This window comes from Pseudomonas sp. v388, from assembly GCF_003935425.1.
GTDB lineage: Bacteria > Pseudomonadota > Gammaproteobacteria > Pseudomonadales > Pseudomonadaceae > Aquipseudomonas.
On record NZ_RHQN01000002.1, the window covers coordinates 383,919 to 408,699 of the forward strand.

The 24,781-nt window shown below is 62.3% G+C and carries 22 protein-coding genes; 3 read left to right on the plus strand and 19 right to left on the minus strand.

What is annotated here, in order from left to right; genetic code table 11:
* The first annotated feature begins 123 nt into the window (after window positions 1-123).
* The gene (gene lgt, locus EGJ27_RS05960) at window positions 124-936 is read left to right on the plus strand and encodes a prolipoprotein diacylglyceryl transferase (RefSeq protein ID WP_125829805.1); all 813 of its coding nucleotides are present in this window, start codon (window positions 124-126) and stop codon (window positions 934-936) included.
* Between the two features lie 49 nt (window positions 937-985).
* A complete protein-coding gene (locus tag EGJ27_RS05965) occupies window positions 986-1,957 on the plus strand; it encodes a thymidylate synthase (RefSeq protein WP_125829806.1) in 972 nt (323 codons plus the stop codon).
* A 60-nt stretch (window positions 1,958-2,017) separates the two neighbouring features.
* On the opposite strand, the gene EGJ27_RS05970 is transcribed toward EGJ27_RS05965, so the two are convergent.
* The 4 genes from EGJ27_RS05970 to cadR all read right to left on the minus strand — a co-directional run bounded on the left by EGJ27_RS05970 (window position 2,018) and on the right by cadR (window position 6,351).
* Window positions 2,018-3,178 carry a mandelate racemase/muconate lactonizing enzyme family protein gene (locus EGJ27_RS05970; protein ID WP_125829807.1) on the minus strand — a complete coding sequence of 387 codons (1,161 nt, stop codon included), beginning with the start codon at window positions 3,176-3,178 and terminating at the stop codon, window positions 2,018-2,020.
* Window positions 3,179-3,225: 47 nt separating this feature from the next.
* Window positions 3,226-4,521 (minus strand): MFS transporter, encoded by a 1,296-nt coding sequence (locus EGJ27_RS05975; protein WP_125830107.1) that lies wholly within the window; start codon window positions 4,519-4,521, stop codon window positions 3,226-3,228.
* A 260-nt stretch (window positions 4,522-4,781) separates the two neighbouring features.
* A complete protein-coding gene (locus tag EGJ27_RS05980) occupies window positions 4,782-5,831 on the minus strand; it encodes a LacI family DNA-binding transcriptional regulator (protein ID WP_125829808.1) in 1,050 nt (349 codons plus the stop codon).
* 73 nt (window positions 5,832-5,904) lie between these two features.
* Window positions 5,905-6,351 (minus strand): Cd(II)/Pb(II)-responsive transcriptional regulator, encoded by a 447-nt coding sequence (cadR, locus tag EGJ27_RS05985; RefSeq protein ID WP_125829809.1) that lies wholly within the window; start codon window positions 6,349-6,351, stop codon window positions 5,905-5,907.
* Window positions 6,352-6,434: 83 nt separating this feature from the next.
* Here cadR and EGJ27_RS05990 point away from each other — a divergent pair, with 83 nt between their 5' ends.
* Entirely contained in the window at window positions 6,435-8,672 is a 2,238-nt protein-coding gene (locus tag EGJ27_RS05990) for a heavy metal translocating P-type ATPase (RefSeq protein WP_125829810.1), read from the plus strand.
* A gap of 12 nt (window positions 8,673-8,684) precedes the next feature.
* Here EGJ27_RS05990 and hutG read toward each other — a convergent pair whose 3' ends face one another.
* The 15 genes from hutG to hutC all read right to left on the minus strand — a co-directional run bounded on the left by hutG (window position 8,685) and on the right by hutC (window position 24,708).
* The gene (gene hutG, locus EGJ27_RS05995) at window positions 8,685-9,488 is read right to left on the minus strand and encodes an N-formylglutamate deformylase (RefSeq protein WP_125829811.1); all 804 of its coding nucleotides are present in this window, start codon (window positions 9,486-9,488) and stop codon (window positions 8,685-8,687) included.
* Window positions 9,489-9,498: 10 nt separating this feature from the next.
* Entirely contained in the window at window positions 9,499-10,704 is a 1,206-nt protein-coding gene (gene hutI / locus EGJ27_RS06000) for an imidazolonepropionase (protein ID WP_125829812.1), read from the minus strand.
* Between the two features lie 16 nt (window positions 10,705-10,720).
* Entirely contained in the window at window positions 10,721-12,097 is a 1,377-nt protein-coding gene (locus tag EGJ27_RS06005; RefSeq protein WP_125829813.1) for an amino acid permease, read from the minus strand.
* A gap of 104 nt (window positions 12,098-12,201) precedes the next feature.
* A complete protein-coding gene (gene hutH, locus EGJ27_RS06010) occupies window positions 12,202-13,746 on the minus strand; it encodes a histidine ammonia-lyase (protein ID WP_125830108.1) in 1,545 nt (514 codons plus the stop codon).
* 2 nt (window positions 13,747-13,748) lie between these two features.
* Window positions 13,749-15,371 carry a histidine ammonia-lyase gene (hutH, locus tag EGJ27_RS06015; protein ID WP_125829814.1) on the minus strand — a complete coding sequence of 541 codons (1,623 nt, stop codon included), beginning with the start codon at window positions 15,369-15,371 and terminating at the stop codon, window positions 13,749-13,751.
* A gap of 12 nt (window positions 15,372-15,383) precedes the next feature.
* Entirely contained in the window at window positions 15,384-16,214 is an 831-nt protein-coding gene (locus EGJ27_RS06020; RefSeq protein ID WP_125829815.1) for a glycine betaine/L-proline ABC transporter ATP-binding protein, read from the minus strand.
* The gene (locus tag EGJ27_RS06025) at window positions 16,211-17,062 is read right to left on the minus strand and encodes a proline/glycine betaine ABC transporter permease (protein WP_125829816.1); all 852 of its coding nucleotides are present in this window, start codon (window positions 17,060-17,062) and stop codon (window positions 16,211-16,213) included. Before EGJ27_RS06025 ends, EGJ27_RS06020 begins: the two co-directional genes overlap by 4 nt.
* A 38-nt stretch (window positions 17,063-17,100) precedes the next feature.
* A complete protein-coding gene (locus EGJ27_RS06030; RefSeq protein WP_125829817.1) occupies window positions 17,101-18,069 on the minus strand; it encodes an ABC transporter substrate-binding protein in 969 nt (322 codons plus the stop codon).
* 61 nt (window positions 18,070-18,130) lie between these two features.
* A complete protein-coding gene (gene hutU, locus EGJ27_RS06035) occupies window positions 18,131-19,843 on the minus strand; it encodes a urocanate hydratase (RefSeq protein WP_177522946.1) in 1,713 nt (570 codons plus the stop codon).
* Between the two features lie 316 nt (window positions 19,844-20,159).
* Complete coding sequence (locus EGJ27_RS06040; protein WP_125829819.1) at window positions 20,160-20,864, minus strand: anti-sigma factor domain-containing protein; 705 nt, start codon at window positions 20,862-20,864, stop codon at window positions 20,160-20,162.
* Entirely contained in the window at window positions 20,861-21,427 is a 567-nt protein-coding gene (locus tag EGJ27_RS06045; protein WP_125829820.1) for a sigma-70 family RNA polymerase sigma factor, read from the minus strand. The genes EGJ27_RS06040 and EGJ27_RS06045 overlap by 4 nt, the downstream gene beginning before the upstream one ends.
* Before the next feature lie 113 nt (window positions 21,428-21,540).
* Complete coding sequence (locus EGJ27_RS06050) at window positions 21,541-22,074, minus strand: DUF3455 domain-containing protein (protein ID WP_125829821.1); 534 nt, start codon at window positions 22,072-22,074, stop codon at window positions 21,541-21,543.
* 104 nt (window positions 22,075-22,178) lie between these two features.
* Entirely contained in the window at window positions 22,179-23,354 is a 1,176-nt protein-coding gene (gene nhaA, locus EGJ27_RS06055; protein ID WP_125829822.1) for a Na+/H+ antiporter NhaA, read from the minus strand.
* 50 nt (window positions 23,355-23,404) lie between these two features.
* The gene (locus tag EGJ27_RS06060) at window positions 23,405-24,001 is read right to left on the minus strand and encodes a HutD family protein (protein ID WP_125829823.1); all 597 of its coding nucleotides are present in this window, start codon (window positions 23,999-24,001) and stop codon (window positions 23,405-23,407) included.
* Window positions 23,998-24,708, minus strand: a complete 711-nt coding sequence (gene hutC / locus EGJ27_RS06065) for a histidine utilization repressor (protein ID WP_177522972.1) — start codon at window positions 24,706-24,708, stop codon at window positions 23,998-24,000. Before hutC ends, EGJ27_RS06060 begins: the two co-directional genes overlap by 4 nt.
* Window positions 24,709-24,781: the final 73 nt, after the last annotated feature.

Sequence of the window (24,781 nt, forward strand, 5' to 3'; positions counted from 1 at the left end):
TCGATGCCCGACAACGCAAGAAAATTTCATGATTGTGCGCTGGCAGATTGCGCGCTTGCCCGCGCATAGTCTGCAGCCTGAGTTCCAAATCGCTCCGTTGAGCGTTCCAATTGAGGAGTCGCAATGCTGCCTTACCCGCAGATTGACCCGGTAGCGGTTGCTATCGGCCCGCTGCAAATCCACTGGTACGGGTTGATGTACCTGGTCGGCATCGGCGGCGCCTGGTTGCTGGCGTCGCGTCGCCTGAACGGTTTCGATCCGACCTGGACCAAGGAAAAGCTGTCCGACCTGATCTTCTGGCTGGCCATGGGCGTGATCGTCGGTGGTCGCCTGGGCTACGTGCTGTTTTATGACCTGTCCAACTACCTTGCCAACCCGTTGCTGATCTTCGAAGTATGGAAAGGGGGCATGGCCTTCCACGGCGGTTTCGTTGGCGTGATGGTCGCGGCCTGGTGGTTCGGCAAGCGCAATGGCAAGAGCTTCTTCCAGCTGATGGACTTTGTCGCGCCGCTGGTGCCGATCGGCCTGGGCGCCGGGCGCATCGGCAACTTCATCAATGCCGAGTTGTGGGGCAAGGCGACGGACGTGCCGTGGGCCATGGTCTTCCCGCCGTTCAGCGACCCCGCGCAGCTGGCGCGTCATCCGTCGCAGCTGTACCAGTTCGCGCTGGAAGGCGTCGCGCTGTTCATCATTCTCAACCTGTATGCGCGCAAACCGCGCCCGACCATGGCGGTTTCCGGCATGTTCGCGCTGTTCTACGGGATTTTCCGTTTCGTGGTCGAGTTCGTCCGCGTGCCGGATGCGCAGCTCGGTTACCTGGCATGGGGCTGGGTCACCATGGGCCAGATTCTCAGCCTGCCGATGATCATCGCCGGCCTGTTCCTGATCTGGCTGGCTTACAAGCGCGCTCCGGTTGCCGGCAAGGCAGCGATCTAACACTGAAGCGCCGGGTGAATGCCCGGCGGTTCAACGATGCAGGTGATTTATGAAGCAATATCTGGAACTCGTCGCCCATGTGATCAAGCACGGGACCTTGCAGGCCAACCGTACCGGCGTGAACACCATCAGTTTCCCCGGCGCGATGCTGCGGTATGACCTGCAGGAAGGTTTTCCGGCGATCACAACGCGACGCATGGCCTTCAAATCCGCCATCGGTGAGATGGTCGGCTTTCTGCGCGGCGCGAACAACGCAGCCGAGTTTCGCGAACTGGGCTGCAAGGTCTGGGACCAGAACGCCAACGAAAACACCCAATGGTTGAACAACCCGTTCCGCAAGGGTGAGGACGATCTGGGCGAAATCTACGGCGTGCAGTGGCGCAAGTGGCCGGCCTACAAGCGCATCCTTTCCAGCAATACGGCAGCCATCGAACTGGCGCTGGGCCAGGGTTATCGCCAGATCGCCGAGTCCGAAGAGGATGGCGAAGCGTTCGTGGTGCTGTACAAGGCCATCGACCAGATCCGCCAGTGTGTGGACACCATCATCAACGATCCAGGCAGCCGGCGTATTCTGTTCCACGGCTGGAACTGCGCGCAGCTGGATGAAATGGCCTTGCCGCCGTGCCATCTGCTGTATCAGCTGCATCCGAATCCGCAGACCCGCGAGATTTCCCTGACGCTGTACATTCGCTCGAATGACCTGGGTCTGGGCACGCCGTTCAACCTGACCGAAGGTGCGGCCCTGCTGAGCCTGATCGGGCGCCTGACCGGCTACACGCCGCGCTGGTTTACCTACTTCATCGGCGATGCCCATGTGTATGAAAACCATCTGGACATGCTCAACGAGCAGATGACCCGCGAGCCGTATCCGATGCCCAAACTGGTGATCTCCGACCGCGTGCCGGAATTCGCCAAGACCGGCGTGTACCAGCCGGAGTGGCTGGAACTGATCGAGCCGTCTGATTTCTCTCTGGAAGGCTATCAGCACCACCCGGCGATGACCGCGCCAATGGCGGTGTAATTATTGCTGCCGCTGCGCGCCAGCTTGCTGGCGAACAGGCCCGTCCTGTCGTAACGCAGATTACGGCCTTGTGCCGATCTCCACTTCCTGCGCGGTCCACGGTTTGACCTGATCGCTCAGGGACAGGCCCAGCCCTGGGCGCGTCGGCACCAGCATGCGGCCGTCGCGGGTTTCCAGGCGTTCGTTGAACAGTGGCTCCAGCCACTCGAAATGCTCGACCCAAGGCTCGGTCGGGTAGGTGGCGGCAAGGTGCACATGCAGCTCCATTGCAAAGTGCGGCGCCAGCATCACGCCGGCCTGCTCGGCCATGGCGGCCACTTTCAGAAACGGCGTGATCCCGCCAACCCGCGGCGCATCCGGCATCAGGTAATCAGCGCCGCGCAGTTTGATGAACTCTGCATGCTCGGCAACGCTGGTGAGCATTTCACCGGTCGCAATCGGCGTATCGAATTGCTGCGCCAGAGCTGCGTGGCCTTCGGCGTCGTAGCAATCCAGCGGCTCTTCGATCCACACCAGGTTGTACGCCTCGAACTGCCGGCACATGCGCTGCGCGGTCGGACGATCCCACTGCTGGTTGGCGTCGACCATGAGCGGGAAGTTCTCGCCCAAGTGCTTGCGCACTGTGCTGACGCGCTGGATATCCACGGCACAATCCGGCTGACCGACCTTGAGCTTGATGCCGCCGATGCCTTTCTCCCGCGAAAGGTCGGTATTTTTCATCAGCTGATCCAGCGGCGTATGTAAGAAACCGCCCGAGGTGTTGTAGCAACGAACCGAGTCTCGCTGGCTACCCAATAGCCTCGCCAGGGAAAGATTGGCCCGTTTGGCTTTCAAGTCCCATAACGCAACGTCAAACGCACCGATGGCCTGGGTCGACAAACCGCTGCGGCCCACCGAGGCGCCGGCCCAGCACAGCTTGGTCCACAGTTTGCTGATGTCGCTGGGGTTCTCGCCGATCAGCGCGGGTGCGATTTCCTTGGCATGCGCGAACTGACCTGGCCCGCCTGCACGTTTCGAGTAACTGAACCCCAGACCGCTATGGCCGTCGACGGTTTCGATCTCGACGAACAGCATGGCGATCTCGGTCATGGGCTTCTGCCGACCGGTCAACACCTTCGCATCGCTGATCGGATTGGCCAGTGGCAGGAACACTGAAGAGACCTTGACCCAGGCAATGCGGTCGTTATCGGAAGAGGGACGATCTTGTTGTTGGGTGAGCATGGTGCTCTCCTTATCTGGATATAAGACTGTGGATAACGGATGTGGATTCAGCGCGTGTGCGGCTCGGCCTGTTCGTTGCTCACCTGCGGCTGAGCGATAGGCTCGTCGAGCTCCATGCGTTTGAGCGGGCCGACGATGAACAGGTAGGCGAATGCGCCAAGCAGACCCATCGCGGCAACGTAAGTCAGTGCAGAATCGAAGGAGCCGTTATTGACCAGCAGGCCAATAGCGATAGGCGTCACGATGCTGGCGATGTTGCCGCAGAAATTGAACATGGCGCCGCTGATGCCCATGGCCTGCTTGGGCGAGACATCACCCACGATGCACCAACCCAGATTGCCGACGCCTTTGGCGAAGAAGGCGACCGACATCACCAGAATGACCAGTGTGATGGACTGCGTGTAGTTGGCGACGATGATCGAGCTGGAGAGCAGCAGGCCGCAGATGATCGGCGTCTTGCGGGCGGCGGTCAGGCTGAACCCTTTCTTGAGCATCCAGTCCGACCACACGCCGCCGATCATCCCGCCCAGGCAGCCGGCGATAGGCGGAATCGCGGCCACCAGACCCACCTTGAGCATGGTCATGCCCTTGGCTTCGACCAGATAGGTGGGAAACCAGGTGAGGAAAAACCAGGTGATCGACGTCAGGCAGAACTGACCCAGGTAGATGCCTGCCATCATTCGGTTGCCGCCAATGGCGCGGACCCGCTGCCAACTGAATGGTGTCTTGGTGTCGCCCATGTTCGGCAAACCGCCGCCCGCCTCGATGTAGTCGATCTCGGCAGCATTGACCCGCTTGTCCTTGCGCGGCTCATGCACCATTCGGAACCACAGCAGACCGACCAGAATGCCCGCCGCGCCGGTCCAGAAAAACACGTGCTGCCAGCCGAAGCTGTTGAGCAGCAACACCATGATGGGCGTGAAGGCGGCAAGCGCGAAGTACTGGGCCGACTGAAAAATCGCCGTCGCCAGGCCGCGTTCATGGCGGGGAAACCACATGACCGTGAGCCGGTTGTTGGCCGGAAATGCCGGAGACTCGGCCACACCCATCAGGAAGCGCAGCACGAACAGCACCAGAAAGGCCGATGTGAACATGTCGACATAGCCCTGCAGAAAAGTCAGTGCCGACCAGATGATCAGGCTGCAACCCAACACCAGACGCGAGCCGAATCGGTCAAGAATGATGCCACCGGGAATCTGCATGCTGGTGTACGCCCAGCCGAAGGCTGAGAAGGCTATGCCCATCGTCACCGCGTCGAACCCCAGATCCACGCGCATGGACGGCGCGGCAATAGATAACGTGGCGCGATCCACATAGTTGAAAACGGTCACGATGAAGATCATCGCAAGGATGACGTAGCGGACGTTGGTCCTGGCTACCGACGCTGGAGATTGGGTCACTTTCTTATCTTCCTTATTGTGTGATGACGCGGGGACTACCGGTAGCGCATGACTCCTGCGGGCAATGATTACTTGTCTTGATTGCGCAATCATTCGCGCTCAAAAAATTCAGGAGTGGGTTAGGGGCCATGCTCCTGACGCTGGATACTACTCTGATTGCGCAATCATTCAATGCGCCGTTGATCAGTTTTTGCTGTCGATTTTCAGGTCGTTTCGCGGTCAACCATGCTGAACCCGGTATCGACCCGCACGGGATCGTCCGCGTCAACGGGGTTCCTGAATCGATCCAGCAGCGCCTGTGCAACGCGTTGGCCGATGGCCTGGCCGTCTACCCTTACCGTCGACAAGGCGGGATAGACCTGGGCCGCGCTAGTCAAATCGCCGAAGCCCATTACCGCAAGGTCTTTCGGGATTTTCAGGCCGCGACTGGCAGCTTCCGCCAAAACGCCTTGGGCGATGGTATCGGAACTGCAGATCACCACTTGCGGTGCAGCAGCTTGATCAAGCAGTAGACAAAGCCCGTCGCGGCCGGTCTTGAGCGTGGCCGGTGGCGTCATGATTTGCAGCGGAACGTCGAGGATGCCGTTGCGCGCCAGTTCGGCGATCAGGCTGTGGCTGCGACGCAGGCCGCGTGGATCGCCCAGGGTAATGACTGAAAAACGTTTGTATCCCTTGGCCAGCAAGTGTTGCGCGATGGCTTCGCCGACTTTCTCGTGGGAAAAGCCGATCAGCATGTCGAGCGGGTTGTCGCTCAGGTCCCAGGCTTCCACCACCGGAATGCCCGACTGCGCCAGGCGCAAGCGGCTGGCTTCGGTGTGCAGTGTGCCAGTCAGCACGATGCCGTCGGGTCTGCGGCCGAGCACAGCTTCAAGCAGTTTCTCTTCCTGCTCGGCAGAGTAGCCAGTCAGGCCCAGCAGCGTCTGGTAACCGGCTTCGGTCAGCCGGTCCATGAGTGCCTGAACCGTGTCGGCAAAGATCGAGTTGGCGATGGTCGGCAGAAAGATCGCCACCAGACGGCTCTTGTTGCTCGCCAGGCTGCCGGCCTGCATGTTGGACACGTAACCGGTCTTGCGTACGGCTTCGAGCACCTTGCGACGGGTGTCTTCGGTCACCACTTCAGGCCGATGCAAGGCCCGCGACACCGTGATCGGCGAGACGCCGGCAACCTTGGCGACATCGATCAGCGTCAGTGCCGCCTTCTGGCCCGGCAGGCAGGACTCGGACTTGGCGGGCCTTCCAGGTTTTTTCGGCATGGGTTACTCGGGGTCAATTCAGGGAAAACGCATGACTTGCGGTCAGCGCCGGGCAATTTATCAAAGCGGCGTTTCAATGCCCATGGCTGCGGCCCACATGGGACGGTTCGCCTTCGGGCGTGGCGACCGCACCGGTCACTTCCAGCCGCTCCAGTATCCCACACTGATCCGCCGTGCCATCGCCGCAGCGGCGACGCAAGTCCAGCAGCTGCTGTTGCAGCGCTTGCAGGCTCGCCACCCGAGCGTTGACGTGCTCGATGTGTTCGTCGATCAGCGCATTGACGCTTTCGCACTGATCCTGCGGACTGTCGCGCAGGTGAAGCAGGCTGCGGATCTCTTCCAGCGTCATGTCCAGGCTGCGGCAGTTGCGGATGAACGAAAGCCGCTCGACGTGGGCCTGGGTATAGGTCCGGTAGTTGCCTTCGGTGCGGGCGGGCGCGGGCAGCAGGCCTTCGCGTTCGTAATAACGGATGGTTTCCACCTGTGCGTCCGTAAGTCTGGCCAGTTCCCCGATCTTCATTTGCATTCCTTACGAGTCAACACTTGACCCTATAGTGGCTACAGGGTGTTCACTTGGCAACAGGCACAATCCAGGAGGGTGCGATGAGCCAGTTCACCAACATCACCGAGCAACACGACCACGACGGCCACGGGCATGCGCCGTCTGTGCATGAGCATTCCTGCTGTTCCGGCAAGGCAGCACCTGAGGTGGTCAGCTTCGCGGACGCGCCGACGGCTGGCGCGCAGCTCAGCCGGTTCCGCATCGAGGCGATGGACTGCCCCACCGAACAGACCTTGATCCAGAACAAACTGGGCAAGCTGCCGGGCGTGCAGAAACTGGAATTCAACCTGATCAACCGCCTGCTGGGCGTCTGGCACGACCTGCCCTCCACCGACCCGATTCGCGAAGCCATTGGTTCGCTGGGCATGCAGGCTGATCCGGTGGAAGACGGCGCAGCGGCTGACAGTGCGCCCGCCCCTGCAGTGAAGAAGCACTGGTGGCCGCTGGCGCTATCCGGCATCGCTGCACTGGGTGCAGAGCTTGTACATTTCGCTTCCCTCGGCCCGACCTGGGTCGTAGCGCTGCTGGCGATTGTCTCGATCCTGAGTTGCGGGCTGAGCACCTACAAGAAAGGCTGGATCGCTCTCAAGAACTTCAATCTCAACATCAATGCTTTGATGAGCATTGCGGTGACCGGCGCGGTGCTGATCGGTCAGTGGCCGGAAGCGGCCATGGTGATGTTCCTGTTCACCGTAGCCGAGCTGATCGAAGCCAAGTCGTTGGATCGCGCGCGCAATGCCATCAGCGGTCTGATGCAACTGACGCCTGAAATGGCCACCGTGCGGCAGGCCGACGGCACCTGGATCGAGACTGAAGCGCGTGCCGTCGAACTGGGCGCCATGGTGCGGATCAGGCCCGGCGAGCGGATCGGTCTGGATGGCGAAGTGGTGACAGGCAACTCGACCGTCGATCAGGCGCCGATCACCGGGGAAAGCCTGCCGGTGGAAAAGGCCGAAGGCGACAAGGTATTCGCAGGCACCATCAATCAGGCCGGTTCGCTGGAGTACCGAGTCACGGCGGCGGCCGGCAACTCGACCCTGGCGCGAATCATCCATGCCGTGGAAGCGGCCCAAGGCGCGCGGGCACCCACCCAACGCTTCGTCGACAGCTTTTCGCGTATCTACACACCGGTGGTGTTTCTGGTGGCGCTGGCGGTGGCGGTCATTGCGCCACTGTTCTTCGGCGGCGCATGGTTCGACTGGATCTACCGCGCACTGGTGCTGCTGGTGGTGGCATGCCCATGTGCGTTGGTGATCTCCACGCCGGTGACCATCGTCAGCGGTCTGGCGGCTGCGGCGCGCAAAGGCATCCTGATCAAGGGCGGCGTCTACCTGGAAATGGGCGAGAAGCTGGATTACCTGGCCCTCGACAAAACCGGCACGCTGACCCACGGCAAGCCGGTGCAGACCGATTTTGTGTTGCTCGATCCGGCAATGGCCGACAGCGCTGCGATCATTGCCGCCAGCCTGGCGGCGCGTTCTGATCACCCGGTATCCCAAGCCATCGCCAAGGCCGTGGATGCAAGTGTGAACCTGCACGAGGTCACTGCATTTGAGGCTCTGGGTGGCCGAGGCGTGAAGGGCGAGGTCGACGGGCGGCTTTACCATCTGGGCAATCATCGCCTGGTCGAAGAACTCAAGCTGTGCTCGCCGGCGCTGGAATCGCGACTCGACGCGCTGGAAATGCAGGGCAAGAGCGTGGTGCTGCTCCTGGGCGAGACCGGTCCGCTGGCGCTGTTCGCGGTGGCCGACACGGTCAAGGACACCAGTCGCGAAGCCATTGCGCAGTTGCATGACCTGGGCATCAAGACCTTGATGCTGACCGGCGACAACCCACACACCGCCAAGGCGATCGCCGAGCAGGTCGGTATCGATCAGGCGCAGGGCAACTTGTTGCCGGCTGACAAACTGGGCGCTATCGAAGCGCTGTATGCCGGGAACCACCGCGTCGGCATGGTCGGCGACGGCATCAACGACGCACCGGCGCTGGCCCGTGCCGAGATCGGCTTTGCGATGGCGGCTGCCGGCTCCGATACCGCCATCGAGACCGCCGATGTGGCGCTGATGGATGACGACCTGCGCAAGATCCCCACCTTCATCCGCCTGTCACGCCGGACATCGGCGGTGCTGAAGCAGAACATCGCCTTGGCGCTGGTCACCAAAGTGCTGTTCATCGGCATCACCTTCGCAGGCATGGCAACCATGTGGATGGCTGTATTCGCCGATATGGGCGTAAGCCTGCTGGTGGTGTTCAATGGGTTGCGGTTGCTCAAAAAGTAACCGGAAATGAAACTAACGGCCGAATCGTTCCTGCCCCCAGCCAATGAACGTTTCCAGCAGCTTTCTGAGCACCACTTGGGTCGGCTCCGCCAGATCGGGCCGGTAGTGGAAGGGCACGAACTCATCCATGTAGGTCGATTGCGCCAGTTCCAGCTGTACCGCGTGGATGTTGTTGGCGGGGTCGCCGTAATGACGGGTGATGTGGCCGCCCTTGAAACGGCCGTTCAGCACATGGCTGTACTGACTGGCCGCCGCACACACCGCTTCCAGTCGGTGAGCCAGCTGCGCGTCGCAACTGGCTCCGTTGAACGTTCCCAGGTTGAAATCCGGCAGCCGGCCATCGAACAGGTGCGGGACATGTCCGCGAATCGAATGCGCGTCGAATAACAACGCGTAGCCGAACTCGTCGCGCAGGCGCGCCAGTTCCTGCTCAAGCGTGCGGTGATAGGGCGCCCAGATCTGCTGAAGATAGGTCGCCCGTTCTGCGGCGCTCGGCGTTTTGTCGTGTTTGAACAGCGGCGCGCCGTCGAACAGGATCGAGGGAAACAACCCGGTGGTCGCTCCCGCATACAGCGGCTTGTCGTCCGCAGGCCGGTTCAGGTCGATGACGAAGCGGGAGTATTCGGCGGCCAGCGTACTGGCGCCCAGTTCTTCGGTGAAGTCGTAAAGGCGCGGAATGTGCCAGTCGGTATCAGGCAGGCTCAGGGCTTCGTCCACCAGAGCGGCTTCCACGGCCGGTGTCAGTTTCAGGCCGGCATGGGGCATGCTGATCAGTAGCGGCACGCGGCCACGCTTGAAGGTCAGAACCTTATCCACAGTGAACTCCTCAGATCATTGATTCGACGCCGTGGCGCACGATGCGTTTATCCAGATCGCCGCCCAGCCAGTAGCTCAGGTCGGCAGGCCGTTCGATATCCCAGGCAACGAAATCCGCCACCTTGCCGACTTCCAGCGAGCCGTGGCTGTCACCCAGCCCCAAGGCTTTGGCAGCGTTCAAAGTGACGCCGGCCAGTGTTTCCTCCGGCGTCATGCGGAACAGCGTGCAACCCATGTTCATCATCAGCCGCAGCGACAGGCCGGGCGACGTGCCAGGGTTCATATCGGTCGCAAGGGCGATGGAAACGCCATGCTGGCGCAGGGTATCCAGCGGCGGCAGCTGGGTTTCGCGCAGGAAGTAAAAGGCACCCGGCAGCAGCACGGCCACCGTACCGGCAGCGGCCATGGCGATGGCGTCGTCTTCGGTCATGAACTCCAGATGATCCGCCGACAAGGCCTGGTAACGAGCGGCAAGGCCGGAACCGCCCAGCGAGGACAGCTGTTCGGCGTGCAGCTTTACCGGCAACCCCAGCTGGCCTGCGGTGATGAACACCTGCTCGACCTGCTCGGGCGAAAACGCCAGGTATTCACAGAAGGCATCCACGGCGTCCACCAGCCCCTCGGCCGCCAGGGCCGGCAGCATATGGCCGCAGATATGGTTGATGTAGTCATCCGCACGGCCGATGTATTCCGGCGGCAGGGCGTGGGCGGCAAGACAAGTGCTGCGCACGGTCACCGGCTGGGTGTTGCCCAGGCGCCGGATCACTCGCAACAGTTTGCGCTCGTTCTCCAGATCCAGCCCGTAGCCGGATTTCATCTCGACCGTGGTCACGCCTTCCTTGAGCAGGTGCCGAAGGCGGCGCTCGGCGCTGGCGTACAGCTCATCCTCGCTGGCCGCGCGGGTGGCCCGCACCGTGCTGGCGATACCACCGCCGGCAGCGGCGATTTCGGCGTAGCTGACGCCTTGCAGCCGTTGTTCGAATTCACCGCTGCGATTGCCGCCGAACACCGCGTGGGTATGGCAGTCGATGAGCCCCGGCGTCACCCAGGCGCCGCCCAGGTCCACCGTGCCATCGAACCCGGAGTCGGCGAGTTGCCCGTGAGGCCCTATCCAGTGGATGAGTTCTCCAGAGGTCACGATGGCGGCGTTCTCGATGATCGAGTAACGACCCTGTGCCATGGTCGCAATGTGACAGTTCTTCCAAAGTGTTCTCATCCGGGGCCTCCTTGGGCTATTTCATTGTTTTGAGCTGCCTGGGCACGATCCACAGGTTGTAGGCGACGACCAACAAGGCAATCCAGACCGCGCCGACGATCAGCGCGGCACGGTTGTCCGGGAAGTAGCCCAGCACCCCGAAGATGAACAGCATGAATACGATGGCGGCGGCAGGACCGTAAGGCCAAAACGGTACTGGAAACTTTAGCTGTGCCGCTTCGTCAGGGCTCATCGAGCGACGCATGGCAACCTGGGTCAACAGAATCATCAGCCATACCCAAACGGTCGCGAAGGTGGCGAGCGAGGCGATGAGCAGGAAGACGTCTTTGGGAATCAGGTAATTGAGCACCACGCCGCCCAGCAAGGCCACGGCCATGACCAGCACGGTCATCCACGGCACGCCTTGCGGCGAAAGCCGGGCAAAGCCGGCCGGCGCCTGACCGTCCTGAGCCAGGCCGTACATCATGCGGCCGGCGCCGAAGATGTCGCTGTTGATCGCCGATACCGCCGCCGAGATCACCACGATATTGAGGATGGTGGCGGCCGAGGCGATACCCAGGTTGTCGAAAATCTGCACGAACGGGCTGCCCTGGGTGCCGATCTGCGGCCAAGGGTAAATGCACATCAGCACGAACAGGGTGAGCACGTAGAACAACAGGATGCGCAGCGGCACGGTGTTGATCGCACGCGGCAAGGTACGTTGCGGGTCTTTGGCTTCACCGGCAGTGATGCCGATGACTTCGATACCGCCGAAGGCAAACATCACCACGGCAAACGACGCGATCAATCCGCCGATGCCATTGGGCATGAAGCCGCCGTGTTCCCAGAGGTTACTGATGCCGATGGGCGTGGCGCTGCTCGACGAGCCGATGCCGAACAGCATGATGCCGAAACCGGCGGCGATCATCGCGATGATGGCGGCAACCTTGAGCAGCGACAGCCAGAATTCGGTTTCGCCGAACACCTTGACGTTGCACAGGTTCAGGGCGCCGATCAGGAACACGATGCTCAGCACCCAGATCCAGCGCGGAACTTCGGGGAACCAGAATCCCATGTAAAGCCCGAATGCCGTTACGTCGGCCAGGCACACGATCACCATCTCGAACGCGTAGGTCCAGCCCAGCACGAAACCTGCCAGCGGGCCGAGGTGGCGAGTCGCGTAATGGCTGAAGGAGCCGGCGGCCGGGTCGTGTACGGCCATCTCGCCCAAGGCGCGCATGACCATGAACACTGCGGCGCCACCGATCAGGTAGGCCAGAAGAACAGCGGGACCGGCCTGCTGGATGGCGGCGGCCGAGCCGTAGAACAACCCTGTGCCGATGGCAGCGCCCAGGGCCATGAAGCGAATGTGCCGGGCGGATAATCCGCGTTTCAAACCATCTTGTGACGTCATTTCAGGTCCAATTCATTACTGGGTATGGCAATAGCTGCGAGAACGCCTGCATCCGGCTTCCCGCAGCGACTGACCATTGCGAGCCCTGCCAGGCTCGCGGCGCATCACAAACTGGGTAGCAGACGTGCAGGAACCAGCGGGTTCAGGCAAGTTGAAGACAACAGCTGGCTGGCAGCCTCGATGTCCGGTGCGAAAAAGCGGTCCTTTTCGTAGGACGGTACTTTGCTGCGCAGGATGGAACGGGCTTGTTCCAGCTTGGGCGAGGTTTTCAGGCCGTCGCGCAAATCCAGACCCTGGCAGGCAGCCAGCCATTCTACGGCAAGAATCCCTCGAACGTTTTCTGCCATTTCCCACAATCGCTTACCGGCGGCCGGCGCCATCGACACATGGTCTTCCTGATTGGCCGAAGTCGGTAGGCTGTCGACGCTGTGCGGATGGGCCAAAGCCTTGTTTTCACTGGCCAGGGCGGCCGCCGTGACCTGGGCGATCATGAAGCCGGAATTGACCCCGCCGTTGGCGACCAGGAACGGCGGCAGCTGCGACATGTGCTTGTCCATCATCAGAGAAATGCGCCGTTCGCTCAGCGAACCGATCTCGGCAATCGCCAGCGCCAGGTTGTCCGCCGCCATCGCCACCGGCTCGGCGTGGAAGTTGCCGCCGGAAATCACGTCGTTCTCGGCGGCGAACACCAGCGGATTGTCGGACACCGCGTTGGACTCGATCTCCAGCACCTCGGCGGCCTGGCGCAGCTGGGTCAGGCAGGCGCCCATGACCTGCGGCTGGCAGCGCAGCGAATACGGGTCCTGCACCTTGTCGCAATTGCGGTGGGACTCGGACACTTCACTGCGCTCGCCCAGCAGCTCGCGATAACAGGCGGCGGCGTCGATCTGCCCGCGCTGGCCGCGGGCGGCGTGAATTCGCGCGTCGAATGGTGAGCGTGAGCCGAGCACAGCCTCGACGGTCAGCGCGCCGCAGGACATGGCCGCAGCAAACAGGTCTTCACCTTCGAACAGGCCGCGCAGGGCGTAGGCGGTGGATACTTGCGTGCCGTTGAGCAGCGCCAGACCTTCCTTGGCCGCCAGAGTCAGCGGTTTCAGGCCGGCGACCGCCAGCGCCTCGACAGCGCTGAGCCATTCGCCTTTGTAGCGCGCCTTGCCTTCGCCCAGCAGCACCAGGGACATATGGGCCAGCGGGGCGAGGTCGCCGGAGGCGCCGACCGAACCCTTGAGCGGAATGTGCGGGTAGACCTCGGCGTTGATCAGCGCGATCAGCGCGTCGATCACCTTGCGCCGGATGCCGGAAAAGCCCCGGCTCAGCGCGTTGACCTTCAGCACCATGACCAGTCGCACCAGCGCATCGCTGATCGGCTGGCCGACACCCGCCGCGTGGGACAGCACCAGCGAGCGTTGCAGGTTTTCCAGATCGGCGCTGGCGATCCGCGTCGAAGCCAGCAGGCCGAAACCGGTGTTGATACCGTAGGCGGTTCGATTTTCCGCCAGGATGCGTTCGACACAGGCCACGCTGTCGTCGATGCCCTGATCGGCGCAACTGTCCAGTGTCAGCATCACCGGTTGCTGATAGATGGCGCGCAATTGAGCAAGCGTCAGTTGGCCGGGAATCAGATTCAGGGCCTGGGCAGATGAGGAAATGGTCACGATGAAGCTACTCCTGTGGTGATGTCGGTCGGCGGTGTGGCAGTGGCGGCTGTTTCGCCGCTTGAGTGCCGACTGCGGTGCTGAGCGGCCGTGGATTCACGGCCTGGCTGGAAAATCCTTTCCAGCGCTTGTTGATGCTTGAGTACGTCTACGCTGCGGGCGATGTCCGGCGCCAGCCAACGGTCTTCGTCATAGGGCGGGACCTGTTCGCGCAGCAGATGCCACGCGGCCTGAGTGCCGGTGCCCAGGCGCTGGTCCTTGAGAAATTCGAAAGCCTGGGCGGCCAGCAGGTATTCGATGGCAAGGATCTGGCGCACATTGCCCAGCACCTTGTGCAGCTTCAATGCGGCGTTGGTGCCCATGCTCAAGTGATCTTCCTGCAAACCGGAGGTGACGTAGTTGTCGACCACTGCCGGTTGCGCGAGCTGGCGGTTTTCCGCGCACAGCGAAGCGGCCACGTACTGGGCGATCATCATTCCCGAGTTGACCCCCGGCTGGCTGACCAGAAACGCCGGCAAACCGCTGACCAGCGGGTTGATCAGACGGTCCAGGCGGCGCTCGGCAATCGCACCCAGTTCGGCCAGCGCGATGCACAGCAGATCCGCCGCCATCGCCACCGATTGCCCGTGCGGGTTGGCCTGGGACACCACGCGGTAGTCATCGGGCGTGCCCAGCAGCAACGGGTTGTCGGTGGCGGCATTGAGTTCGGTCTCGATCTGCCGCGTGGCATGCGCCAGTTGATCGCGGGTTGCGCCGTGTACCTGCGGAATCGAACGAATGCTCAGCGCGTCCTGGGTGCGGATGCCCTGGCCGTTGGCGAGCACTTCACTGTTCGCCAGCAGATTGCGCAGATTGCGACCCACCTGCTGCATGCCCGGATGCGGCTTGAGGGCAAGAATGCTGGCATCGAAAGCGTCCAGTTGTCCGCGCAGTGCCTCGAAGCTCATGGCCCCGGTCACGTCGGCCCATTGCGCCAGGTGCTCGGCATCGGCAATCGCCAGGCAAGCGAGGCCGGTCATGCACGGCGTGCCGTTGACCAGGCACAGCCCGTCCTTGGCGCCGAGCCGGACCGGCGACAGTCCTTCCGCGCTCAGCGCCTGTGAGGCGGCGACGATCTGCCCGCGATAGCTGACCTGCCCGACGCCCAGCAGCGCAATGGCGATATGCGCCATATGCGTCAGGTAGCCGACCGAGCCTTGGCTCGGCACCTGCGGAGTCATACCGCGATTGAGCAACGCCAGCAGCGCTTCGACCACTTGCCGATGAATGCCGGATTTGCCCTGGCTGTAATTGACGACAGCCGCGCAGATGATCGCTCGCGTCTGCTCGTCCGGCAACGGTGTGCCGACGCCGCAGGCATGGCTGAGCAAGGTATTGCGCGACAACCGGCTCAGTTGCTCGCCTTCCAGCGACACATTGCACAACGCGCCCAGCCCGGTGTTCACGCCATAGGCACGCTCACCGCTGGCGACGATGCGCCGGACGATGGCCTGGGCATTGTCGATGCGCGCCCATGCGCTGTCGGACAAGGCCAGCTGCGCACCATGCCGTGCCACGGCCACCACGTCCTGCCAGCCCAGCGGGGCGTCATCAATGAGGATCTGTTCTGCTCGCGACATCGGCCACGGTCCTTAAAGGGTTGCCACGCGACGCTGGACGAAACGGTCCACGTATTCGTCGGCGGGTGAATGCAGGATTTCCTTGGGGGTTCCGACCTGGATCAGCCGCCCGTCCTTGAGAATTGCGATGCGATTGCCGATGCGCACGGCTTCATCCAGATCGTGGGTGATGAACACGATGGTCTTGTGCAGGCTCGACTGCAGCTCCAGCAACTGGTCCTGCATCTCGGCGCGAATCAGCGGGTCGAGGGCGCTGAAGGCTTCGTCCATCAGAATGATGTCGGTGTCGGCCGCCAGTGCCCGGGCCAGGCCGACCCGCTGGCGCATGCCGCCGGACAGCTGGTGCGGGTACTTGTCTTCATAGCCCTTCAAACCCACGGTCGCGACCCAGTGCAACGCCCGCTCACGGCACAACGCCTTGCTTTCGCCGCGTACCTTCAAGCCGTAGGCGACGTTATCCAGCACGGTCTTGTGGGGCAGCAGGCCGAAGCCCTGGAACACCATGCTGATTTTCTGCCGCCGGAATTGGCGCAGGGCTTCCATGTCGTAGCGCAGGATGTCTTCGCCATCGACCAGGATTTCGCCGCTGGTAGGGTCGATCAGCCGGTTGAAGTGGCGCACCAGCGTCGACTTGCCCGAGCCGGAAAGCCCCATGATCACAAAGATTTCGCCGCTGCCGATGGACAGCGACAAGTCATTCACGCCGACCACGCAGCCGGTTTGCGCCAGCACCTGATCCTTCGACTGGTTGTTGCGCACCATCGCCAGCGCTTCGCTTTCACGGTTGCCGAAGATTTTGTACACATTGCGCACGACGATCTTGTTCGCTTGCATGTCCATCATTTGCTCGCCTCATGCCGTGGGCGGCCGTAAGCCTGAGTGATGCGGTCGATCACCACCGCCAGAATGACGATGGCAAGGCCCGCCTCCAGCCCGCGTCCGACGTTGAGTGTCTGAATCCCGACCAATACGTCTTCGCCCAGGCCACGGGCGCCGATCATTGAGGCAATCACCACCATCGACAGCGCCATCATGGTGGTCTGGTTGATGCCGGCCATGATGCTCGGCAAGGCCAGCGGCAACTGCACGCCGAACAGTTGCTGCCAGCGGTTGGCGCCGAAGGCGTTGATGGCCTCCATCACTTCGCCATCCACCTGGCGGATGCCCAGGTCGGTCAGGCGAATCAGGGGCGGCGCGGCGTAGATCACCGTGGCGAAGATCGCCGGCACCTTGCCCAGGCCGAACAGCATCAGCACCGGAATCAGGTACACGAAGCTGGGCATGGTCTGCATGATGTCCAGCAGCGGCATCAACACCGAGCGCAGGCGATTGCTGCGGGCCGACAGAATGCCCAGCGGAATGCCGATCAACACCGCGATGAACGTGGCCACCAGCATCAGCGCCAGGGTCTGCATGAGTTTGTCCCACAAGCCCACCGCACCTACCAGAAACAGCAGGCCGACGATCACCAGCGTGGTGAAGATCTTGCGCGTGGCGTGCCAGGCAATGCCGCCGACGATCAGCAGCATCAGCCACCAGGGCGCCAGGCGCAGCAGGCCTTCCAGGTTGACGATGGCCCACAGCAGGGTGTCGGAGATGTGCCGGAACACATCGCCGTATTCGGTAACCAGGGCGTCGACCCCGTCGTTCACCCAGTTGGCGATCGAGAAAGTGAAGCTTTCGGGAAACATAAGCGGCTCTCAGGTTGGGAGTGGCGGGTCTGCTGACCTTACAGCGCGGCGTCCACTTTCTTCGCGGCGTCCTCGCTGACCCACTTATGCCAGACTTCCGGGTGTTCCTTGAGGAAGATCCTGGCCAGTTTGGGCGACTCGATCCGTTCCTTGGCCATGCGTCCGAGATTCTGATTCAGCAGGTCGATGGGCAGGTTGACTTTCTCAAGCACGGCGACCAGTTCGGGAGCCTGTTCGTGAAAGACTCTGGACACACCGACCTTGATATCGATGGTCTTGTTCACACCCGGTTTCTCGTCCAGCCGCACCAGATCGACCTGGCCCATCAGCGGCGTCGGCGACCAGTAATAGGTGAGAATCGGCTCGCCACGCTTGTAGCTGGACAGAATAGCCGCATCCAGCGCCGGGCCGGTGCCCGGCCGGAAGTTGGTGTATTTGTCTTCCAGGCCGTAGCTCTTGAGCATTTCGCTGTTGTCCAGCTCGCAGGTCCAGCCGGCCGGGCAATTGTAGAAGCGTCCTTTGCCGGGTTCTTCCTGATCCTTGAACACTGCCGCGTACTGAGGCAGATCGCTTACCGCCTTGAGGTTGGGCGCCTTGGCTTCCAGCTTGCGCTTGGCATCGCCCTCGATCACGTAACGCGGCACGTACCAGCCTTCCACGGCGCCGACCACCGGCGCGCCGATGCCGACCACTTTTCCCGCTGCGGCAGCCTTGTTCCACACTTCGCTGCGGCCGACCCACTCTTCGGCAAACACCTGAATATCATTGGTGCTCAGGGCATTTTCCATGGCAATCGAGTTGCCCGGCAGTGCGTCTACGGTGCAGCCGTAACCCTTGTCGAAGACCACTTGCAGAATGTCGGTCAGCAGCATCGCGCTTTCCCAGTTCAAGCCGGCGAATTTCACCGGCTTGCCGGATTCGCACCAGCCTGCGGCCTGGCTCGTTCCGCTGGCGGCGAGCACGCCGGCCGAAATCAATGTGGTCAACAGCGCCTTTTTCATTTTCATGGTTGATGCTCCTAAGCCTGAAAGGGGTGAGGGCAGCTTCAAACAGGTATCCGGCACGCGTTCAGCGTCCGATCATCGGCAGGTTGAGACCCTGCTCTCTGGCGCAATCGATGGCGATGTCATAGCCGGCGTCGGCATGTCGCATCACGCCACTGGCCGGATCGTTGTGCAGCACGCGGGCAATACGTTCGGCCGCCTCGTCGGTGCCGTCGCAGACGATGACCATCCCCGAGTGCTGCGAGAAACCCATGCCCACGCCGCCGCCATGATGCAGCGATACCCAGGTCGCGCCGCTGGCGGTGTTGAGCAGGGCGTTGAGCAATGGCCAGTCGGACACCGCATCGGAGCCGTCGCGCATGGATTCGGTTTCGCGGTTGGGGCTGGCGACCGAGCCGGAGTCCAGATGGTCGCGGCCGATCACCACCGGCGCCGACAGCTCGCCGCTGCGCACCATTTCGTTGAACGCCAGGCCCAGCTTGGCGCGCTGGCCCAGACCGACCCAGCAGATACGCGCCGGCAGGCCCTGAAAGCTGATGCGCTCGCGGGCCATGTCCAGCCAGTTATGCAAGTGCGCATCGTCGGGGATCAGCTCTTTGACCCTGGCGTCGGTCTTGTAGATATCCTGCGGGTCGCCCGACAGCGCCGCCCAGCGGAACGGGCCGATGCCGCGACAGAACAGCGGGCGGATGTAGGCAGGCACGAAACCGGGGAAATCGAACGCATTGGCAACGCCCATTTCCTGGGCCATCTGGCGAATGTTGTTGCCGTAGTCGAAGGTCGGCACACCGGCCTTCTGGAAGCTCAGCATGGCTTCGACATGCTCGGCCATGGACTGCTTGGCGGCCATGACCACTTCGGCGGGTTCCGATTTGGCGCGGGCACGGTATTCGTCCCAGCTCCAGCCCTTGGGCAAATAGCCGTTCAACGGGTCGTGGGCGCTGGTCTGGTCGGTGACCATGTCCGGGCGCACGCCGCGCCGGACCATTTCCGGAAGAATGTCGGCGGCGTTGCCGCACAGCGCGATGGAGATCGCCTTGCCTTCAGCGGTGTAGCGGGCGATGCGGGCCAGGGCGTCATCCAGATCGGTGGCCTGTTCGTCCACATAACGAGTCTTGAGGCGGAAATCGATACGGCTCTGCTGGCATTCGATGTTCAACGAACAGGCGCCGGCCAGGGTCGCAGCCAGCGGTTGCGCACCGCCCATGCCGCCCAGCCCTGCGGTCAGCACCCAGCGGCCTTGCAGGTTGCCTTCATAATGCTGGCGCCCGGCTTCGACGAAGGTTTCGTAGGTGCCTTGCACGATGCCTTGGCTGCCGATGTAGATCCAGCTGCCGGCGGTCATCTGGCCGTACATCGCCAGGCCCTTGGCATCCAGCTCGTTGAAGTGCTCCCAACTGGCCCAGTGCGGCACCAGATTGGAGTTGGCGATCAACACCCGCGGCGCGTTGCTGTGGGTCTTGAACACGCCCACCGGCTTGCCGGATTGCACCAACAGGGTTTCGTCGTCGTTGAGTTGGGTCAGGCTTTCGACGATCTTGTCGTAGCACTCCCAATTCCGCGCGGCGCGACCGATGCCGCCGTACACCACCAGTTCATTGGGGTTTTCGGCGACTTCCGGGTCCAGGTTGTTCATCAGCATGCGCAGCGGCGCTTCGGTCAGCCAGCTTTTGGCCGTCAACTGGTTGCCTCGGGCGGCACGCACTTCGGTGTCGCGGTGGCGAGTCCAGTCTTGTTGGTGTTCTTGATGAGTCTCGGTCACAGAAAAATCCTCCATGGCGTGCAGCCAGTTGAACAGAGCAGGAAGCCGCGCTACCTGTCTCTACTTGTACATACAAGCATATGCAATTGAAGGACCAACTTTTCAGACCGGTATAGAAGTGGGCGTCGAAGCCCGAGTTTTCAGGCGTTCGCAAGATTCGCAAGGGTCACGCAGAGTGTTACGCGCAGAGGGCGTGGCGCCGTCATGGGGCGTTGGGTAACAAGTTGGTGCGCTTTAGGCATATCTGCAGGAGTCAGCTTGCTGGCGAATACCGACGCAAGGGCGATGTTGTCGCTCTGGAAGTACGACTCCTTTCGCGAGCAAGCGGCTGCTACAGGCTGACGCCCACTTTTACTGCGCGGCCGATGAACTGGATCGGTCCGGTAGGCTTGCCGATCGGCGAGCCGGTGGCCTGCTCCAGTGTCAGTTCGAACAGCTGGTCGGGCTGTAGCGGTGGGAGCTTGTCGACCGGGATCGACAAGGTCTGGCCGGGCTTGACCAGCCCCAGGGAAACCGGGCCTTGCCAGTCGTTGCCCTTGGTCCAGAACTCCAGCGCCTTGTCCGTCGGCACTTCGGTAACGCTCAGCGGGATCAGCTGGATTTCCTTCGGATTGCTGGCCTGCACGACCCAGCCCGGCGACTTGTCCTGCGGAGCGACCAGCACCACCAGATAGGACGGCGCGGCAGGCGCCTGCGTCAGCAGGGTAACGGCCAGCACCAGCGAAGCGGCCAGGCCCGCACCAGCCAGGCCGCGCCACAGCGAAAGGCTGTCCCACCAGTTGGCGCTGCGGCTGTGACCGCGGGCGGAACCGTTCAGGCTGCGCTCGATCCGGCCCCAAAGCCCGGCGGAAGGCGTCACAGGTTCGGCCAGTTCGGTGAGCGGCAAGAGCCGTTCTTCCCACGCATCCACCGCCGCGCGCAATGCCGGTTCGGCAGACAGGCGTCGTTCGACTTCAAGCCGTTGTTGCGCGGTCAGTGTGCCCAGCACGTATTCGCTGGCCAGGTGCTGAATGTCGTCGTCCGAAGCCTTGCTCATCCCATGCACTCCCGCAGAGCCTTGAGGCTGCGTTTGATCCAGGCTTTGACAGTGCCCAGCGGCGCGCCGATTTTCACGGCGATTTCCTGATGTGAGTAACCGTCGACGTAAGCGTGAAACACGCAGTTGCGTCGCACAGGTTCAAGTTGTTCCAGGCATGAGTGAATTCGCCCGGGGTTTACTCGCCAATCAAAGGCGTCACCGGTTTCCTGCCAGCCTTCGAGGGTGGCCTGAGCCTGGTGATCTTCATCCACGTCCTCATCCATGCGCACTTCCCGTGCAGTATTGCGCAGCCTGTTCAGCGCCAGATGGCGCGTCACGCTGAACATCCAGCCACGGGCCGACCCGCGCGAAGCATCGAAACTGCCGGCGCCGGTCCAGATTTTGAGAAAAGCGTCATGCACGATGTCTTCCGCCAGCGCGTTGTCACGCACGATGCGTTGCACCACGCCCAGCAGTCGGGCACTTTCCTGTTGATAAAGGCGATGCAAGGCCTGCCGCTCGCCACGGGCGCAGGACTGCAAGGCGGCTTCGTAATCAAAAACAGATTGGTGGGAGGACAAATTGATCTGCCATCTGTGGATAAGTGCTGCTTCGGGTGTCTCGCCATACTGACATCCCGAAGCATGCGCAGCAGCTTAGCCTAACTGCTGCGCGGTGCCTTGACCGATGACGATCAGTTGCTGGACCAGAACAGGTAGTCGGCCTGGTACTTGACCACTTCCTTGGCGCCTTTGTTGCCGGCGGCACAGGCGGTGGTCGGAGCCACGCCACCTTTCAGGGCCACTCGCTGGATGTAAGCGACGTCGGTCATGGCGCCTTTGCCTTGGGCCGGGTTGGCCTTGACCAACTGATACGGCAGGTTGCCGGCGCTCGACGGCGCTACGGCGACCTGAGTGCCGGTCAGTTTCGAGCCGTCTTTTGCTTCCCAGGTGGCAGGCGGGCCGTAGTAGGTGCCGACCTGATTGCCGCTACGGTCATTCAATACCGCTTTAGGACCGACGAACGCCCACTCCATTTCGGTCGTGGAGTTGGCCTTGGCGCGGCATTCGTAAGTGATTTCACCCACACCTGTGGTTTGCAGGCTGACCTTGTGCCCGGCGGGTACGCGGACGGATTCGGGCAGGTCGGCCTGGGCCATGGCCACCGACGACAGGCAGGTGAAAGCCAGGGTAGTACCTGCAAGGCAGAGCAAGCGTTTTGCGTTCATGCAGAAATCTCCAGATTGTTTGACCGCGCTCAGCAACCCGAATGGCTGCTGTCTGTACTACCCGCGGCAAGGCAATCTGGATGCAGTGTTCGAAAAATATTTTTTCAGGCCCGACTGAGGCGACTGCGCAACAGCAGCACACCGGCCAGCGCCGCAAGACCCGAGCCCAGCAACACGCCGATCTTGACCTCGTCCACCAGATGGGCAACACCGGGAAACGCCAGGTTGCCGATGAACAGGCTCATGGTGAAGCCGATACCGCACAGGATCGCCACGCCATACAGCTGCACCCAGTTGCTGCCTTGGGGCAGGACGGCCAGCCCGGCGCGAATCGCCAGCACGGCGGCGATGAACACGCCGATCTGCTTGCCGATGAACAGGCCCAGCGCTACGCCCAGCGGAACCGGGTCCAGCAGATTGCCCAGGGATATGCCGGACAACGACACGCCGGCATTGGCAAAGCCGAAGATCGGCACGATGGCGAACGCGACCCAGTAATGCAGCTTCTCCTCAAGGAACAGCAGCGGTGAGCGGGCTTCTTCTTCCGGCTTGCCCAGCGGGATGCACAGCGCCAGGGCCACGCCGGCCAGGGTCGCATGCACCCCCGACTGCAACACGAAGAACCACAATGCCGCACCCAGCAGCAGGTAGGGCAGCAAGCGGCGAACGTTCAGGCGGTTCATGACGATCAGCACCGCCAGCGTGGCGAACGCGGCGCCCAGCATCGGCAGGTTCAGGCCCGAGCTGTAGAAGAACGCGATGATGGTGACGGCACCCAGATCGTCGAGGATCGCCAGTGCCGCAAGAAACACCTTCAATGAGGCTGGAACACGCTTGCCCAGCAGCGAGAGCACGCCGAGGGCGAACGCGATATCGGTGGCCGCCGGAATCGCCCAGCCGGCAATGGTCTGCGGGTTGCCCCAGTTGATCGCGATGTAGATCAATGCCGGCACCAGCATGCCGCCGGCGGCGGCGAACCCTGGCAGCGCGCGTTGGCTCCATGTCGCCAGCCCACCGGCCAGTACCTCGCGCTTGATCTCCAGGCCGACCATCAGGAAGAAAATCGCCATCAGCCCATCGTTGATCCAGTGTTCGACGGACAGTCCCAACGCCTTGCTGTGCAGGACGGCGAAATAGCCGTCAGCCAGCGGCGAGTTGGCGACGATCAGGGCCGCCAGCGCAGCAATCATCAGTACGATGCCGCCAGCGGATTCAGAGGCCAGGAAGCTGGCGAGAATGGCGACGGCGCGTGGCGTCTCCTGACGTTGGGATTGGGTCATGGTCTTCCTTGCTGTGGATTCTTGTTATGAACGGGCCGCGAAGGATACCTTCAACGGGCAATCGCGGTCAGCTCGATCAGGCAGCAACGGCTGGCGCCTGGCGCCTGTAGCTCGATCTCCAGCAGCCCGCCGGCGTTGTCCACGCGCGCGCAGTCATGCTTGCCGAGAATATCCCAAAGCCCCGCGTTGACACTGACCGCCAGCTGCTCGGCCATGCTCAACAGCACCAGCGTGTCGGCCGAGCTGTACAGCCGTTGCGGCTGGCGCACGTCGAACCATTGCAGACGGGCGCGGTAATGCTCAGGCGCGTAGATCAGGTTGAAATCACGTATCGGGCCGTCGAGCAATGCGCAGTTGACGGCGCTGTCGCCACTGAAGGCGAACGGATCGGACGGCAGCAGCGGCCGACTGGGCACGCCGTCCACATCCAGCCGCATGCCCGCGCCTTGTAGAACGGTGATGATCCGCTGGTAACCGGCGAACACCGAGAACTCACCTGAAGCCTGGATATCGGCAATCGACAGCCTCCAGCCGAAGCCTTCCAGTTGCTCGCCCGCATCGCGGGTGATCTCTTCCGTGCTGCCACCGCCGTTCTTCCACGGCATGCGCGGGTAGTCGGCCGCGCGCAGGATGCGAGTCTGGGTCATTTGCTGAAGCGTCCTTCCAGTCGATGCCGTGAGCCGGGATGAATCAGCCGTGCGGCGGTCACCGGCTGACGCCCGGACCAGGTGCGACGGCGGATAAGCAGGCACGGCTCGCCGGCCTCGATTTGCAGCAGGGCGCATTCGTCGGGCTCGGCCAGAATCGCTTCCACCACATGCTCGCCCTCGGTAAGCGGCGCCACCTGCGAGAGGTAAGCGTAAGGCGTCTGCCGGGTGAAGTCCTGCTTGAGGTAGTCCGGCGCGACCTGAGCGTTGACGAAACGGTCTTCGATCTGCACCGGAATGTCATTTTCGAAATGCACGATCAGCGAGTGGAACACCTTCTGGCCTTCGCGCATGTCCAGTGCCAGCGCGCGCTCCGAACCTGCCGATTCTTCCTGAAGAAGAATGACCTTGCAGCGGTGCTGATGGTCGCGGGCGGCGATTTCGTCCGCAATGTTGTGGACTTCGAACAACGCCGACTGGCTCTTGGGTTCGGCGACGAAAGTGCCGACACCCTGCATGCGGATCAGCAGACCTTCGGCGGTGAGTTCACGCAGGGCGCGGTTGATGGTCATGCGGCTGAAGCCCAGCTCGGTGACCAGTTCGCTTTCCGACGGCACGCGATGATGCGGCGGCCAGCTGCCATTCTGGATCTGCTGGGCGATCATGTGCTTCACGCGGGCATAGAGCGGTGCGGGACTTTCGCCCATCTGGGCTGCCAGGGTCGTTGAGGCGGGCGGCGTGGGCACGAAAGAGTCCTTTGTTCAGGGGCTGTCGGGTAGC

What these genes read in the sequence shown, in the direction of transcription:
- lgt (WP_125829805.1), top strand. Translation starts at nt 124, where the DNA reads ATGCTGCCTTACCCGCAGATTGACCCGGTAGCGGTTGCTATCGGCCCG.
- EGJ27_RS05965 (WP_125829806.1), top strand. Translation starts at nt 986, where the DNA reads ATGAAGCAATATCTGGAACTCGTCGCCCATGTGATCAAGCACGGGACC.
- EGJ27_RS05970 (WP_125829807.1), bottom strand. Translation starts at nt 3,178, where the DNA reads ATGCTCACCCAACAACAAGATCGTCCCTCTTCCGATAACGACCGCATT.
- EGJ27_RS05975 (WP_125830107.1), bottom strand. Translation starts at nt 4,521, where the DNA reads ATGATCTTCATCGTGACCGTTTTCAACTATGTGGATCGCGCCACGTTA.
- EGJ27_RS05980 (WP_125829808.1), bottom strand. Translation starts at nt 5,831, where the DNA reads ATGCCGAAAAAACCTGGAAGGCCCGCCAAGTCCGAGTCCTGCCTGCCG.
- cadR (WP_125829809.1), bottom strand. Translation starts at nt 6,351, where the DNA reads ATGAAGATCGGGGAACTGGCCAGACTTACGGACGCACAGGTGGAAACC.
- EGJ27_RS05990 (WP_125829810.1), top strand. Translation starts at nt 6,435, where the DNA reads ATGAGCCAGTTCACCAACATCACCGAGCAACACGACCACGACGGCCAC.
- hutI (WP_125829812.1), bottom strand. Translation starts at nt 10,704, where the DNA reads ATGAGAACACTTTGGAAGAACTGTCACATTGCGACCATGGCACAGGGT.
- EGJ27_RS06005 (WP_125829813.1), bottom strand. Translation starts at nt 12,097, where the DNA reads ATGACGTCACAAGATGGTTTGAAACGCGGATTATCCGCCCGGCACATT.
- hutH (WP_125829814.1), bottom strand. Translation starts at nt 15,371, where the DNA reads ATGTCGCGAGCAGAACAGATCCTCATTGATGACGCCCCGCTGGGCTGG.
- EGJ27_RS06020 (WP_125829815.1), bottom strand. Translation starts at nt 16,214, where the DNA reads ATGATGGACATGCAAGCGAACAAGATCGTCGTGCGCAATGTGTACAAA.
- EGJ27_RS06025 (WP_125829816.1), bottom strand. Translation starts at nt 17,062, where the DNA reads ATGTTTCCCGAAAGCTTCACTTTCTCGATCGCCAACTGGGTGAACGAC.
- EGJ27_RS06030 (WP_125829817.1), bottom strand. Translation starts at nt 18,069, where the DNA reads ATGAAAATGAAAAAGGCGCTGTTGACCACATTGATTTCGGCCGGCGTG.
- hutU (WP_177522946.1), bottom strand. Translation starts at nt 19,843, where the DNA reads ATGGAGGATTTTTCTGTGACCGAGACTCATCAAGAACACCAACAAGAC.
- EGJ27_RS06040 (WP_125829819.1), bottom strand. Translation starts at nt 20,864, where the DNA reads ATGAGCAAGGCTTCGGACGACGACATTCAGCACCTGGCCAGCGAATAC.
- EGJ27_RS06050 (WP_125829821.1), bottom strand. Translation starts at nt 22,074, where the DNA reads ATGAACGCAAAACGCTTGCTCTGCCTTGCAGGTACTACCCTGGCTTTC.
- nhaA (WP_125829822.1), bottom strand. Translation starts at nt 23,354, where the DNA reads ATGACCCAATCCCAACGTCAGGAGACGCCACGCGCCGTCGCCATTCTC.
- EGJ27_RS06060 (WP_125829823.1), bottom strand. Translation starts at nt 24,001, where the DNA reads ATGACCCAGACTCGCATCCTGCGCGCGGCCGACTACCCGCGCATGCCG.
- hutC (WP_177522972.1), bottom strand. Translation starts at nt 24,708, where the DNA reads ATGGGCGAAAGTCCCGCACCGCTCTATGCCCGCGTGAAGCACATGATC.